At 47.1% G+C, this 15007-nt stretch carries 8 protein-coding genes; 4 read left to right on the forward strand and 4 right to left on the reverse strand.

Going from position 1 to position 15007, the window contains the following annotated elements; translation table 11 throughout:
- The first annotated feature begins 90 nt into the window (after positions 1-90).
- Complete coding sequence (locus ACMVP2_RS10415) at positions 91-3312, forward strand: CHAT domain-containing protein (protein WP_416867655.1); 3222 nt, start codon at positions 91-93, stop codon at positions 3310-3312.
- Positions 3313-3366: 54 nt separating this feature from the next.
- On the opposite strand, the gene ACMVP2_RS10420 is transcribed toward ACMVP2_RS10415, so the two are convergent.
- Positions 3367-5022 (reverse strand): amidase, encoded by a 1656-nt coding sequence (locus ACMVP2_RS10420; RefSeq protein ID WP_416867656.1) that lies wholly within the window; start codon positions 5020-5022, stop codon positions 3367-3369.
- Positions 5023-5158: 136 nt separating this feature from the next.
- Here ACMVP2_RS10420 and ACMVP2_RS10425 point away from each other — a divergent pair, with 136 nt between their 5' ends.
- Both ACMVP2_RS10425 and ACMVP2_RS10430 read left to right on the forward strand, forming a co-directional pair.
- Complete coding sequence (locus ACMVP2_RS10425) at positions 5159-5587, forward strand: Rrf2 family transcriptional regulator (RefSeq protein WP_339791050.1); 429 nt, start codon at positions 5159-5161, stop codon at positions 5585-5587.
- Between the two features lie 77 nt (positions 5588-5664).
- Positions 5665-7458 carry an SLC13 family permease gene (locus tag ACMVP2_RS10430; RefSeq protein WP_416867657.1) on the forward strand — a complete coding sequence of 598 codons (1794 nt, stop codon included), beginning with the start codon at positions 5665-5667 and terminating at the stop codon, positions 7456-7458.
- A 4-nt stretch (positions 7459-7462) separates the two neighbouring features.
- Here ACMVP2_RS10430 and ACMVP2_RS10435 read toward each other — a convergent pair whose 3' ends face one another.
- The 3 genes from ACMVP2_RS10435 to ACMVP2_RS10445 form a co-directional block, all read right to left on the reverse strand.
- Positions 7463-9823 (reverse strand): prolyl oligopeptidase family serine peptidase, encoded by a 2361-nt coding sequence (locus tag ACMVP2_RS10435; protein WP_416867658.1) that lies wholly within the window; start codon positions 9821-9823, stop codon positions 7463-7465.
- A 187-nt stretch (positions 9824-10010) separates the two neighbouring features.
- A complete protein-coding gene (locus tag ACMVP2_RS10440) occupies positions 10011-10973 on the reverse strand; it encodes a hypothetical protein (RefSeq protein ID WP_416867659.1) in 963 nt (320 codons plus the stop codon).
- A 174-nt stretch (positions 10974-11147) separates the two neighbouring features.
- Positions 11148-11711, reverse strand: a complete 564-nt coding sequence (locus tag ACMVP2_RS10445; protein WP_416867660.1) for a DUF4251 domain-containing protein — start codon at positions 11709-11711, stop codon at positions 11148-11150.
- A 419-nt stretch (positions 11712-12130) separates the two neighbouring features.
- Here ACMVP2_RS10445 and polA point away from each other — a divergent pair, with 419 nt between their 5' ends.
- Entirely contained in the window at positions 12131-14920 is a 2790-nt protein-coding gene (gene polA, locus ACMVP2_RS10450) for a DNA polymerase I (RefSeq protein WP_416867661.1), read from the forward strand.
- Positions 14921-15007: the final 87 nt, after the last annotated feature.

Raw genomic sequence — 15007 nt, forward strand, 5'->3', positions numbered from 1 at the left:
AATTAGAGAAATCCAATTTTTTTCTGGGATTATTATATTTCTATGTTGTAACTTGTTCGGTTAAAGCAATCAACCTAAATCTGACGGTTCATGAAGACCCACATTTTGATTTTTAAAGGCATTCTGATTTTTTTTATGGCGTCGGCATTTCTGCCTGCATCAGCCCAGTACAAGTTTTACAGTAAGCCATTCAAAAAGACTTTTGAGAAGGCAAAAAAAGCTTATGACGATTATGACTATGCTACTATTCTTGATCTGGAAGCTGATCTTCTGAAGTTCTCCGAGCCTAAAAAAGACACCCTTACGGCCCTGGTTTACTCGTTTTTGGGTGAGTCCTACGATGTGGAGGGCGACCCCATGAAGGCATATGATTACTACAAAAAGGAATATGCCCTACGACAATCCATTCAGGATAAGTCAGAATACAATTATGGCGGTTTGTTGTTCAACCTGGCTTTCTATGCCATGGGGCTTGGAGACTATCAGGAGTCAGAAAAGCTGTTTTTAGAGCTGGTCGACGAAGACAAAAAGACCTATGGAAATAAAAGTGAGGAGTACGCCAGAACGGTGAAAAACCTTGCTGACCTCTACAAGAGCATGGGACGCTACAAAGACAGCGAAACAACACTGAGAAAACTGATGCGGGAGATTGATAGTGACAATCCGAATTATCCTTCGGTGGTCACCAACCTCGCCATTTTATACACCGCTACCGGAGAGTACTCGAAATCAGAAAGGACTTTCGAAAGGGCACTTGAGTTGCTGGAAAATAGCGTCGGGAGTGCTTCACTCGACTATGTTGTCGCATTGGGAAGTTTGAGCTTTCTCTATCAATCTGCTGGCCGCTATTCAGAAGCCGAGGAAACACTCACGGCAGCTAATTCAATTCTCGATAGACTTCAGGGAGAAAACGAACAGGTAAAAAGCCTGATTTACAACTATACAGGTGCCGTTAAATTCAGAATGGGCCTTTACGACGATGCCATTACTTACTTCACACGGGCGCTAAAAATAGATTCAACACTGTATGGAACGGAGTCTCCACTTTACGCTTATTCTCTCGACGCTCTTGGGTCTGTTTATAGCTATATGGGCAATCATGCTCAGTCCATTGAAGCGTATGAAGAAGCGTTGCGCATCATCGGCGGCGTTATGGGCACTGAAAGCTTCGACTACTCCTACACCCAGGCCAACCTGGCACTTGCGTATATCAACGACGGCCAGCTGGAAAAGGCTCTCAGCACAATGACCGAAGTGCTGGCCACTGACAAAGCCGTATTGGGAGATGATCATCCGGACTACGCCAATAGCGTACACAACATGGGTAATCTTCAGTTCAAACGGGAAAACTATAGCGAGGCCGATAAGTATTACAACGAATCTTTAAGAATAAGGAAAAGAGCGCTGGGTGCCACTCATCCAAAATATGCTGAAACGACAAATAAGCTGGCTATCCTTAAATGGGCCCAAAAGGACTCAAAAGGTGCCGAAGCATTCTACAAGGAAACATTTGATAACTTTTTCACTCAGATCAACGCTTACTTCCCCATTCTTAGCGAAGACGAAAAAGCAACCTTCTACTATACCAAGTTAAGAACTGCCTTTGAAGAGTTTAATTCTTTTGCCATCGACAGGTTCAAAGACAACCCTGCCCTTATTGGCGATATGTACAATATTCAGCTGGCTACGAAAGGCTTGATTCTGTATGCCACCAACAAAGTGCGTGAAAGCATCCTCAACAGCGGTGACACGGTGATCATCAACAAGTACCAGGATTGGATAAGTCAGAAGGAAAAAATTGCCAAACTATATTCCTCCAATGATGAGGAACTCGACATCAGAAATCGAAAAATTGACTCACTGTCTGACATTGCCAATACCCTTGAAAGGGAGTTAAGTACTGCTTCGGCTGCTTTCTCGAATACGTTTGTGAAGAAAGACTACACCTGGCAAAATGTACGAGACAAGCTTAAGCCTGGCGAAGCGGCTGTAGAAATTATCCGCTTTAGAGAATTCAAGCCCGATTCGAGCGGCATTTTTACCGACAATGTTTATTATGCAGCATTGGTTGTTCGCAGTGACACAAAGGACAACCCTGACCTTGTGATTATAAGAAATGGTAACCAAATGGAGGATCGCTACCTGGCCAACTACAGGAATGCCATCCGGTACAAAATTGAAGAAGACTTCTCATACGGGCTATTCTGGAAGCCTATCGCCAATAAATTAGAAGGCGTCAAAAAGGTGTATTTGTCACCAGATGGAGCCTTTAACCAAATCAGTATCTATACCCTGCGAAACCCGGATACCGGCAATTACACCCTCGACGAAATAGAGATTCAGGTAGTAACCAATACCAAAGACCTCGTAGAGGAAAGAAAACCGTCGGCCTTTCAGACTAAGGACGGCAAGGCGGTGCTCATAGGCTATCCCAACTACAATAAAGGAGCCTTTGAAGACATCCTGGCTGAGGACGCAATAGCAGCGAGCGTGGTTACCGCCGCCGCCGAAGGCCGTGGCGACAGTCGTGAGGTGCGGGGCACCAGGGGAGGTACTCGGGGAACACGGGGGTCAAGAGGCTCAGATGGTGAAGAAGGTGCCAGTCGTGGCTTAACAAGGGGAGCTTCCAGGGGCCTTCCACGAGGAATCAGAGGAAACCTCAACCGCTACATCAACAGCGACGACCTACTGGCTCTTCTTCCGGGAACAAAAGTGGAGGTGGAAAAAATTAACGCCCTTTATGCGTCAAGCAAAACCTCGTCGGAAATTGTACTTGGTGACAATGCCATTGAGACCTCGCTCAAGGACGTCCGTTATCCACGCACTTTGCACGTAGCTACCCATGGGTTCTTTTTGGAAGACCCCAAGCCTGAAGAAGCGATTGACACGAAGTATATAGAAAACCCACTCCTCAAGTCGGGGCTTATTTTTGCAGGTGCCAATAGCTTTCTGGCCACTGGCGAAATGACAGACGACGACGGAATTCTAACGGCCTACGAAGCAATGAACCTCGACCTTGATGGTACTGAACTAGTTGTGCTATCCGCCTGTGAAACGGGTCTTGGCGAGATTCAAAACGGAGAGGGTGTTTACGGGCTTCAGAGAGCATTCAGAGTGGCAGGAGCCAAAAGCATGATCATGTCTATGTGGACGGTAGATGACGACGCCACACAAGAGCTCATGACTCACTTCTATGAGGGTTGGCTGAAAACAGGTGATAAGCACGCCTCATTTATCAATGCACAAAAGGCCCTGAAGAAAAAATACCCTGAGCCATACTACTGGGGTGCGTTCATAATGGTGGGCGAATAAAAATCACTTCCTATAGCAAATAGAAAACCCTTCTGTCTGCGACAGAAGGGTTTTCTATTTGAACATCGGAGGATGCTGTAGGTGAAAGTCCGTCAGTGCCTGAATCTCTGATCCAAAGGCAACCAGCTCTTCCTCTTCAAATAAATGACCGACCAGGGTAAGGCTTGTTGGTCTCGATTTGTCGTCGAAACCTGTGGGAAATGCCAGCGCCGGATGACCTGTCAGGTTCGTTATCAATAGCTGGCGACCGAAAGTAGGTGCAATGAGTATGTCAATTTCAGCCATGGTTTCGTCCATTTTGTCCATCAACACCTGTCTATGCCTATTGGCCTGAAGGTATTCCACGGCTGGTATAAACCTCGATTGTCTTAGCGAATTAGCCCTCGATCCGCCCGTCTGCTCGACCATTTTATCGACTTCGTGGCTCCGCACCAGCTCGTCGAAAAAAGCACCGGCCTCGGCCCTAAGGATTACGTCAAAAGCGCTGTAGGGAATTGAATCCTCAGCAGGCAACTCAACCTCCTGCATTTCATAACCTGCCTCCATTAGTCGATTGAGCAGGCCAATGGCATTTTTCCCCAACTCTGTGCTATCGTTCTCCATCATGCCCTTCAAATAGCCCACTCGCAACGATTTGACCGAGAGCACCGCCGGATGCTGCAGCTGAACATCATCGACAGTAAGATCGAGGTTGTCAGGCCCCATAATGGCCTCTAACACAATGGCGCAATCCATGGCTGTTTTGGCAATTGGCCCAGGCTTGTCCATACTCCAACTCAGGCTCATACAGCCGGATCGGCTCACCCTTCCAAAAGTGGGGCGCAACCCGGTCACACCACAGCGGGAAGACGGGCTAACAATGGAGCCAAGAGTTTCCGTACCAATACCAAATGGCACTAACCCCGCAGCCACGGCCGATCCCACTCCGGCCGAGGAGCCGCTGGCTCCCTGTGTGGTATCCCAGGGGTTTTTCGTTTGCCCACCAAACCAAACGTCGCCACGGGCAAGAGCACCTGAGGTGAGCTTCGCCACCAGCACGGCCCCGGCCTCCTCAAGCTTTGTTACCACTGTAGCATTGTAATCCAGCACCTGATGCTCGTACGGCTTTGAACCCCAGGTGGTGGGATAACCCTGCACCGCAAACAAATCCTTAATCCCGTAGGGTATGCCATGCAACGGGCCCCGGTATTTACCTTCGGCAAGCTCTTCATCCATTTTTCGAGCCTGGGCTAAAGCAAGCTCCTCTGTTACGGTTATCACCGCCAGCAGCGTTGGGTCGTATTGCTTAATCCGGCTGAGAAATAGCTGAGTCAGCTCAACTGAAGAAACTTTTTTTACTTTGATTAGCGCAGCAAGTTGTTCGACACTTAAAAAAGCCAGCTCCTCTTCAGAAACTGCATCCGGATTGGCTTCCACAGACCATTCGATTTTTTTGTGCTGTTCTTTCGAGCCCGCCCGATAATTGGTGGTAAAAAGCAGAGGCGGCACAACTGTCTTGGGCAACCGAAGGTTTCTCATCGCTTCATAACCCGTCAGGTTCCTTTCCAGATAGCTGAACATAGTGTCGACATTGCCCTTGCTAAATTGCAAACCGATAAGTTTTTGTGCGGAGCCTATGTCCTTCCTGGAAAAAGGGTGCTTCGAAGCGACAAAAAATCCGCTTCCAAAACTCAAAACCAGCAGCAGCAGCAAAACGATTCTTCTCTTCATGGAATATTTTTTGAGAAGCTATAGAAGTATCTCAACGGCACCAACAAATTTTTTAGGAATGGAATCCCGCACACCATTTTCTTCGGGTTCTATTTATATAGTTATATTTGTTGCGCTGTCAACTCAGTAGCTGTTAATGATTTCAAAGAAAACCAAGTATGCACTTAATGCGCTGGTTCACCTGGCCAAAAAATTCGAGCAGGGCCCGGTGCTAATTAGTCATATCTCCGAGCAGGAAAACATCCCCCAAAAGTTTCTTGAGGCTATTCTTCTTGATCTGAAAAATGCAGGCATACTCGCCAGTAAAAAGGGAAAGGGCGGCGGATACTACCTCATTAAGCCCCCTGAAGAAGTGAACGTCGCTGATGTTATGCGTTTGCTTGATGGTCCTATTGCGTTACTTCCCTGCGTTACCTACAAATATTATGAACGCTGCGAGGAGTGTAAAGACGAGGAAACTTGTGGTATCCGGGATGTATTTATGGCCGTTAGAAATGAAACCGTTCACATCCTAAAGCAAAACACCCTGGCTTCCATCATCGAAAAGGAATCGGTTCAAAAGTAATTATTTCTTCGTCCAAAAGTCTACTAATTTGGTATAGTTTATAGATTTTATAATATTTGCCCGCTTATTCGGAAAATATGGGGCTAGATGCATGGTTGGTATTAGGCGTGATAGTAGTGGCAGTACTGCTATTCGTCACTGAGTTCTTCTCAATCGATGTTGTTGCATTACTCATCCTGTCTTCACTTGTTCTCCTCGGCATTATCAGCCCTGAGGAAGGTGTAGCGGGCTTTGCCAATCCCGCCACCATTACCGTGGCTTTCATGTTTGTTCTCAGTGCGGCGCTGCTCAAAACGGGTGCGCTTCAGCTAATGACGCCCAAGCTTGCCGGCCTGTTCAAATCGAATTACCTTCTTGGGATGATCAGCCTCGTGCTCTTTGTCGGGTTCACATCGGCTTTTGTCAACAATACACCAGTGGTGGCGGTATTTATCCCCGTTGCTGTGCAGATCGCTCACACCAGCAATATAAGTCCGTCCAAGCTGCTCATTCCTATCTCCTTCGCATCCATTTTTGGGGGCGTTTGCTCTCTGATAGGCACGTCTACCAATATAGTCGTGTCGGGTGTGGCAATGAAAAACGGACTGCCCGAGTTTGGCATGTTCGAAATGTCTCCCCTTGGCCTGATCTTTCTTGTGATTGGCACATTATATATCGCCTTCATTGGAATAAAACTTCTTCCCGACCGATCGGTGGCCGAAGGATTCAAAAGCAGTGTTTCTTTCCGGGACTTCCTTACTGAAATTGAGTTAAAAGAAGATGGGGCCTTCACAGGTCAGCGCATCATGGATAGCCCGATTGTCAAGGAACTGGAAATGGATATCCTGGAAGTTCGACGTAATGGACAAAAATATGGGCTTCCGCCCGGCGATATGGTGCTGCTCTCCGGCGACGTACTGAAAGTTCGGTGCAATGTTGAAAAGATCAAAGGGCTCAAAGACCTGGTAAAAATTCAATCGCAATCTGCCGTAAGTATTGGTGAAGAAGCCCTCAACAACCAGGGTATGACGCTGGTGGAGTTGGTCATTACTTCTCAATCTAGTTTTGAGGGAAAAACTCTTAGAGAAATCGACTTTCGGCGAAGCTACCGTGCTGTTCCCCTGGCGATTCGCCATCGTGAAGAGGTGCTCCACGAACACTTGCATGAGGTAGCGTTAAAGGCTGGAGACGTTATCCTTGCGGAAATAAAAACCCACCACCTGACTGAGCTCAAAAAACAAGAGACTCACCACGAAAGCCCTTTCCTTATCCTTTCAGAAGAGGGTGTGATGGACTTTAAAAAGAAACGGTTCCTTTTTGTGCTGACAATCATTGGCGCCATTGTGTTTCTGGCGGCTTTTAATCTCGTCAATATAATGATTGGAGCGATTGCCGGCACCGCCATACTTGTGGTGTCTAAATCAATCACGATGAAGGAGGTGTACCAGGCTATTGAATGGAAAGTGGTCTTTCTGCTGGCTGGCGCCCTCAGCCTTGGTGTGGCGATGCAAAAAAGTGGCCTCGCTGCCGTCATTGCCAGCTCGCTGATTGATTCTCTGGGCGAATTTGGGCCAATTGCCATCGTGTCGGGTCTTTATCTGGTTACCGCACTATTGACCGAAATGATGTCCAACAATGCCACCGCAGCACTTTTAGCCCCTATTGCCATCGTAACGGCGCAGTCGCTTGGACTAAGCCCCACGCCTTTTTTAATGGCTGTCACCTTTGCTGCATCCGCCAGCTTCATGACCCCAGTTGGCTACCAAACCAATACCATGGTATACAGTGCCGGTGGCTACAAATTTACCGACTATTTTAAGGTAGGCTGGCCACTTTCCCTGGTGTTCTGGATAGTAGCAAGCATCCTGATCCCCATTATTTTTCCTTTCTGAAAAGCTACTTTTTCAGGTTTTTCTCAAATAGCTCGAAAATTCTCCGGTACTCGTCGGCCCAGCTGGAAGCCTCCACAAAGCCGTGATTCTCCACCGGATACAAAGCCATTTCCCAATCCTTTTTACCTAACTCAATCAACCTTTGCGACAGCCGAACAACATCCTGAAAGTGCACATTGGTGTCGACCATGCCATGTGCAATAAGCAACGGCTTTTTCAGGTTTTCTGCATAATAAATCGGCGACGACTTGCGATAGGCAATGCTATCCAGCACAGGTGTGTTCAGGATATTAGACGTGTAGCCGTGGTTATAATGAGCCCAGTCGGTAACAGACCGCAGGCCGGCACCAGCCGCAAAAACGTCTGGCTCGGTAAATAATGCCATCAGCGTAATAAAGCCGCCATAGGAACCGCCATAAACGCCAATCTTGTCCTTGCTCACGCTGTGTTTCTCTACCAGAAACTTAGCCCCATCAACATTGTCGGACAAATCCCACCCCCCCATAAACCGATAGATGGCAGTGCGCCAGTCACGGCCGTAGCCTGCACTGGCCCTGTAGTCAATGTCAAGCACTGTGTAGCCATTGTCTACCAGGAAGTTGTGGAACATGTACTCACGGTAATAGCTGCTCCACCATTTGTGCGCATTCTGCAGGTAGCCAGCTCCGTGCACAAAAACAACCGCCGGGCCATTGGGTGTGGGATTAGCCGGTTTATAAAGCCTCGCTGGCACTTCAGTGCCATCCCTGGCTGTGAAAGTAGTGAACTCGGGCGTTCTCCAGCTATATGCGTCGAATTCCGGCGTAGTTGACGAGGTAATCTTCTTCATCGTTGCCCCCGGTTTGTTCGGCATGAGAAACAATTCCCAGGGTTTGTTGGCTGTTGAATATAACATGGCCAGGTTCCTCTCGTCCGGCGACAACGTGACATCGTTGCTTCCGACCTGTGATGTAATTTTCACGGCCTTACCTCCCTCCAGCGGCAATTTGTAAAAGTGCCTTTGTCCAAGGTCTCCCTCATTGCTGCTGAAATACCACGACTTCTTGCCTTTGGACAAGCTTACATCGTACACCTCATATTTTCCAACCGTTAAAGCCTTTTTGCTTTTGCTCTCTACATCCAGTAAGTATAAATGTGAGAAGCCCGTTTCTTCCGACTGAAACCAAATTCTTTTGTTGTCAGGCAGCCAGCCGATGTCACCGGGAGAATACATTGACCACCCCACGCCGGGGCCGCCTACCCAGGCCTCATCCCTTTGCCTATCCAGTAACGTATTCGATCCGTCTTCAGGGTTCAGCAAAGTGATCCACCGGTCTTTATTGTCTACCGAACGATACACCATAATAGCCTTCGACCCGTCGTCAGCCCAAAAAGGGCCAAAGCTGAACACTTCTCTCTCGAAAGCCTTCATCGTATCAAGCTTTGGATAGTCGGCGTAAAAATCGGGCTTGTCTTTAATCCCCGGCAAATCATTGGTTTTCACCTGCATCACCTTTCCTGTGGCAGGCGTAAACATCCAAACTTCCCTTTTCGATAACTCGGAGCCCACTTTTGTTCTCGTATTGATTGGTTCCGTGTAGCCTGACTCAGCTACAAACTCAGGCACCATGGTATTGTGGGTATTGTCCGCCGATTTAAATAGAACATAAGAAATGATTTTGCCATCAGGGCTCATTTTAATACCCGACACGCTTTTGCCCTCAAGGTAAATTTCCTTTGGCCTGCCTGGTTGGTCTGCCTTTCGGATTTCCTTTTCCAGCTCATCTTCCTCGTGGCGCTGTTTCACAATCTGCGAGAGCCCCAGCTGATCATTTTTTAGCCATTCATCTTGTTCAGATAGCTTCTTGGGCTTCTTTTCGGAGCCCTCTTTAAAGTTGGTAAGTTGGGAGATAACGCCCGTTGAAATGTCCCAGGAGAGCAGGTTGTTGTCGTAGGTGAAATGGATGGTCTTTTCATCCGGGCCAAAGTAGGCATCAGATTCTCTGCCCGTCGTATTTGTTACCTGCGTAGTTGCTCCAATCTTCAGATCCAGGACAAATACGTCCCCGCCTTGTTCGTACAGCTTTTTGGTCATTGCCTTGTTGTAGGTGCCTCGTCTGGGCGGAAGAGCCCGTCTCTCCTTCGGGGTTACCTTCACGGGGCCATTGGAGCCAACTACGTACTTATATAGTGAATCGCTCGGATTCTTGTCAGGATTCCAGTCGAAGTAGATTGTCTTACCATCTTCTGACCACCATGGACTGGACGGCCAGTAGCCCGTGAAATCCTGGCCCTGCATGATCTGCGGAATGGAAAGGGATGACTGGGCAGTGGCTGTGGAAAATGAAAGAGCAAGCAAAAGGACAACAATGTAGATTGGTCTCATGGGGTCAATATTATTTTGAACAATTTTCACCTTATTCAAAACTTTTAAAAGCAGCCTTACACAAAAGGCGCAGCCAGGGTAAAATAAAACAAAGTCGGCTGGTACGCAGTCGACTTTGTGATCTTCAGAATAAATTTACTGTAAATGCTGAACTGGTTGGTTCGGGTTAGCCAGCGATCCTCGTGTATTAAATGCCACCTACGAATGTTCCACTTCGTCCGTCAGAGTCGGTCCATGAGCCAGCGATATCCCCACCTTCGATGGTGCCCGTGACAGTCACCACATCTCCGTCACCCTGGTTGATACCCAGATAAATGTCGCCATCCTCGTTCGCAAAGCCATTAATCGCCGATGAATCATCGCTGCCATTATAAACGCCCATCGCCTTGCCGCTCGCAATATTCAAAGTCCAGGTACCAATTACGACACCGCCACCTAATGCCGTTCCTTCGTAATCATTGTCAAAAGCTCCTGTAGCAAGAGCACCAACAGCTGTACCCGACTCTTGTGTGGTGTCGAACCAGACTACAGTTACATCGCCATCTGCAATACTACCCTGGGCTGTCAGCACCGTTCCTGTGGCAAAGGCAGAGCCAATTGATAATTTTCCGTCGCCATCAACATAACCCGAGATCAGGCCATTGCCGTCTCCTCCACTGTAAGCGCCCGTTGCCTTTCCCTTGCTGATTGTCAGCGACCAGGAAGCGGAATACATATCGTCAGAAAAAGCAATCCCGTTGTAGCTGCCGTCAAAGCTAGTCACCTCTATAGCTCCGGAAAGCTCTCCAAACTCCACGTCAGAGTTTGCCCATGTTCCCGATACTACCCCATCTTCTTTAATGGTGATGACCGTCTCTGTGGTAGATCCGTCGTCGTAGGTGATGTTTACCTCAAGCTTGCCCCCTTCATAGACAGTGCCTGTGTAAGCTGTACTTCCGGTGATATAATCAAAAGACCCACTGGCCTGTCCCTTGTGAACCAGCATAGTCCATGTGCCAATTTGAACACCTTGCATAGAAAAAATTCCGTTATAACTTCCATCGAACGCCAGGGACGCTGAAGGTTCCTCATCTTTGTCGCCACAGCTAACGATAGATATAATAATCGCCAGGGAAAGTGCCAGTTGGACAGTGGTAATAAGTTTTCTCATAATCACTCAGGTTAGAAATAATATTGCTAAAGCTCACCAATGATAACCGAAATTCTCAAAAAACTACTGATGCAGTTTCGACCTCATTCAGCATCTAAGATACTCCTAAATTTCAATAAAATAAAAAGGCCCGCTGCTAAGCAACGGGCCTTTCGTCATGTGTTTTTGCAAGTGCTACATTGGAACACTCATTCCTTTGTATTTAAACGACTCGCCATGGCGCTCCACATCTCCCGAAAATGCCAGGCTTCTTCCCCAGGGCCCATAAAATCGGGCCACGGCGTTTTCCTTGCCCCGAATAGATATAAATATGGTGCCGTTACCATAGCCAACGGAGCTCGTTTGAATGGTGACGAATAAGTTGTTGCCATTTTTACTCTCGTTGACCTTATAGTCTAGTATTCGACCAACAAAAGTGACGCCACCAATGCCGTTATAGCCTATGCCGTACGGAGAAGCCGTTTGCATAATAACTCTGTCTCCCTCAATGGAAACAAAATTATTGGCCGTGGCCATATACTGTCGGCTTTGTCTGTCAAGGAGGAAATCGGCGTCTATAAGGAACGACCGCTCATTCACTACTTCTTTGAGCTCAGTCATTTCCTGGTCCCTCTCTAACTGTTTAAGTTCTTTTCTATCTGCTTTAGAAAGTTTCTCATTGTCATCAGCCGTTTGGCTATAAGCCGGTACTACTAAGATCAACAATCCAAGCACCGCTAAATTCTTCAATTTCTTCATAGCTTCTAATTGTTTAGTACAACCTTATAACAATCAAAAGCGATGCCACTCGTACCTTTTTAGCAATTTTTAACATTTGCGGTAGGAATCACATGCACCTCCAGTTCTTTGCAGTTCGCCACAAAGGCGAACCACAAAGATTGATGGTGATCAAAAAACGAGGATCAGTCTCAGCGGAGGTAATAGCTAACAACAGAAGCATTACGTCCAGCTGACGGTTTAGACTCAAACGAGGTTAAAAAGCAAACCATCCCTACAACCAGTCCCAATAAAATCAAAAAATATCTTCGTTTTCTCATAACACCATCAATGACACAATTGGAAATAAAAGGTTGGTGCTGTCTAAAAAAAAAATTTTAGGCGGAGCTAAGCTGCATACTTTTTCGAATGGAAACTCCATTTTTTCTACCTTTACCATTATGAGCAAACCCGAGAAAAAACTTTTCCTGCTTGACGCAATGGCCCTTATCTACAGGGCCCATTTTGCCTTTAGCAAAAACCCAAGAATAAACTCAAAAGGCATGAGCACAGGAGCCATTCTTGGCTTCACTAATTCGCTGCTTGAAATCTTAACCAAGGAAAAGCCCACTCATATTGCCATCTGCTTCGATACTGCTGCCCCAACCTTCAGGCATGTGCAGTATGAGCCCTACAAGGCGCATAGGGAAGCTCAGCCGGAAGATATCTCTATAGCCATTCCATGGGTAAAGCGAATGGCCGAGGCCTATCGGATTCCTGTTTTGGAGCTGGATGGCTTCGAGGCCGATGACATTGTGGGCACCTTTGCCAAAAAAGCCGGGCATATGGGATTTGAAGTCTTCATGATGACGCCCGACAAAGACTACGCCCAACTTGTGCAGGAACATGTTTACTTATACAAGCCCGCTTTCCTGGGCAATTCAGTGGAAATTCTGGGCATTCCTGAAGTGCTGGCCAAATTCGATATCGACCATGTGGATCAGGTGCGTGATTTGCTCGGCTTACAGGGCGACTCCGTTGACAATATACCCGGCATACCAGGTGTGGGCGCCAAAACTGCCTCCAAGCTTTTAAAAGAATTTGGCACGGTTGAAAACCTCATCGCCAATACTGATAAACTTAAAGGCAAGCTTCAGGAAAATGTAATCCAGTTTGCTCAACAAGGTGTTTTGAGCAAAGAATTGGCTACCATACACTGTGAAGTACCTATCGAGTTTGATGAGGAGCTGTTGCGTTTTAAAGGGCCGGATGAGGAAAAGCTGAAAGGAATATTCAATGAGTTGGAATTCCGAACCCTTGCCAAACGTATTTTCGGTGAGCCAAAAAAGCAGGAAACCGGGTCGCAAATGGATCTTTTTGGTGCTCCGGCTCCGGTAATCAGCAACGAGAGTTTCGAAGACGAGGAGCCTGCCGAAAAGAAAACGGCTTTCACGGAAGTGCACGACTACCACCTGATCGACACGCCGGAGTTAAGGAAAAGTCTCCTCAAATATCTGCTATTGCAAAAAGAGGTCTGCTTCGACACCGAAACCACCAATATTGACTCATTTGAGGCGGAGCTAGTGGGCATCTCTTTTGCCTATGTAGTCGGCGAAGCCTACTATATACCCGTGCCGAAAAAGTATGAGGACGCTAAAAAAATAGCCGAAGAGTTCAGAGAGGTATTTGAAAGCGAAAGCATTACCAAGATTGGGCAGAACATCAAATACGATATGACGGTGCTGAAAAAATATGGCGTTGAAGTGGCAGGGCCGCTGTTCGACACCATGCTGGCTCACTACCTCGTCGATCCCGACACCCGTCACAACATGGACGTGCTTGCCGAAAACTATCTGAACTACAGCCCTATTTCTATCGAAACCCTCATTGGTAAAAAAGGCGTGAAGCAGGGCACCATGAGGGATGCCGATTTGGCAGCCATCACGGAATATGCCGCTGAAGATGCCGACATCACCTTACAATTAAAGGAAAAACTTGAGCCTGAGGTAGAAAAATACGGCATGAAAAAACTGCTGGACGAAGTAGAAGGTCCGTTGGTAAAAGTACTGTCATACATGGAGTACGAAGGTGTCAAAATTGATACGGATGCGCTGAGTCAAATGTCGGGAGAGTTGGAGAAGGCGAGCAAAATTGTAGAAAAAGAAATCTATGAAATTGCTGGCGAAACATTCAACATCGCTTCTCCCAAGCAGCTGGGTGAGATACTTTTTGACAAACTCAAGTTGATCGAGAGCCCTAAAAAGACAAAGACCGGGCAATACGCAACCGGTGAAGACATCCTTTCAAAACTGGCCAACGAACACCCCATCGCCAACAAGATTCTGGAATTCCGGGAGTATCAAAAGCTGAAGTCGACCTATGTAGATGCCTTGCCGCTGATGATCAGCAAAATAGACGGAAGAGTGCATACCGACTACCGTCAGGCAGTGGCGGCCACAGGGCGACTGAGCTCAAACAATCCAAACCTGCAGAACATCCCGATAAGAACCGAAAAGGGACGAGAAATCAGAAAGGCCTTCATACCACGGGAAGCAGGCTACAAAATATTTTCTGCGGATTATTCGCAGATCGAGCTGCGGATTATTGCCGCTTTTGCCAAAGATGAAAGTATGATTGAGGCCTTTAAAAACGGCCGGGATATTCACTCAACCACAGCTGCCAAAATCTTCAAAAAGCCACTGGAAGAAGTGGACTCCGACATGAGGCGCATTGCCAAGTCGGCTAACTTTGGTATCATCTACGGAATTTCGGCTTTTGGTCTTGCGGAAAACCTAAGTATTTCCCGTACTGAGTCAAAAGAGATTATTGATGCATATTTCACTGAGTTTCCAGCAGTAAAACGCTACATGGATCATATTGTGAACGTGGCACGTGAACAGGAATACGTAACAACCATACTGGGGAGACGTCGCTACCTGAGAGATATCAATTCCCGAAACATTACCATCCGTGGTTTCGCCGAGCGAAACGCCATCAATGCGCCTATCCAAGGGAGTGCCGCCGATATTATAAAAATCGCCATGATACGCATATATGACTGGCTTATCAAAGAAAAAATGAAGACTAAAATGATCATGCAAGTGCATGATGAATTGGTTTTCGATGTACATGAAAGTGAGCTGGATGTAGTCAAACAAAAAGTGGTGCATTTTATGGAAAATGCCATTTCCCTTGAAGTACCTTTGGAGGTCGGCACCGGTGTAGGCAATAACTGGCTGGAGGCACATTAAAACCTAGCAAGGTCGTCCGTAACCGGATAGTTGAATGCTGGATATCGATCACCTTTTGCAAAGAACTAACAACCTAGAAATACCATA

The organism is Imperialibacter sp. (genome assembly GCF_048007035.1).
GTDB lineage: Bacteria > Bacteroidota > Bacteroidia > Cytophagales > Cyclobacteriaceae > Imperialibacter.

Coding starts and splice junctions, on each gene's coding strand:
- ACMVP2_RS10415 (WP_416867655.1), top strand. CDS start 91: ATGAAGACCCACATTTTGATTTTTAAAGGCATTCTGATTTTTTTTATG.
- ACMVP2_RS10420 (WP_416867656.1), bottom strand. CDS start 5,022: ATGAAGAGAAGAATCGTTTTGCTGCTGCTGCTGGTTTTGAGTTTTGGA.
- ACMVP2_RS10425 (WP_339791050.1), top strand. CDS start 5,159: ATGATTTCAAAGAAAACCAAGTATGCACTTAATGCGCTGGTTCACCTG.
- ACMVP2_RS10430 (WP_416867657.1), top strand. CDS start 5,665: ATGGGGCTAGATGCATGGTTGGTATTAGGCGTGATAGTAGTGGCAGTA.
- ACMVP2_RS10435 (WP_416867658.1), bottom strand. CDS start 9,823: ATGAGACCAATCTACATTGTTGTCCTTTTGCTTGCTCTTTCATTTTCC.
- ACMVP2_RS10440 (WP_416867659.1), bottom strand. CDS start 10,973: ATGAGAAAACTTATTACCACTGTCCAACTGGCACTTTCCCTGGCGATT.
- ACMVP2_RS10445 (WP_416867660.1), bottom strand. CDS start 11,711: ATGAAGAAATTGAAGAATTTAGCGGTGCTTGGATTGTTGATCTTAGTA.
- polA (WP_416867661.1), top strand. CDS start 12,131: ATGAGCAAACCCGAGAAAAAACTTTTCCTGCTTGACGCAATGGCCCTT.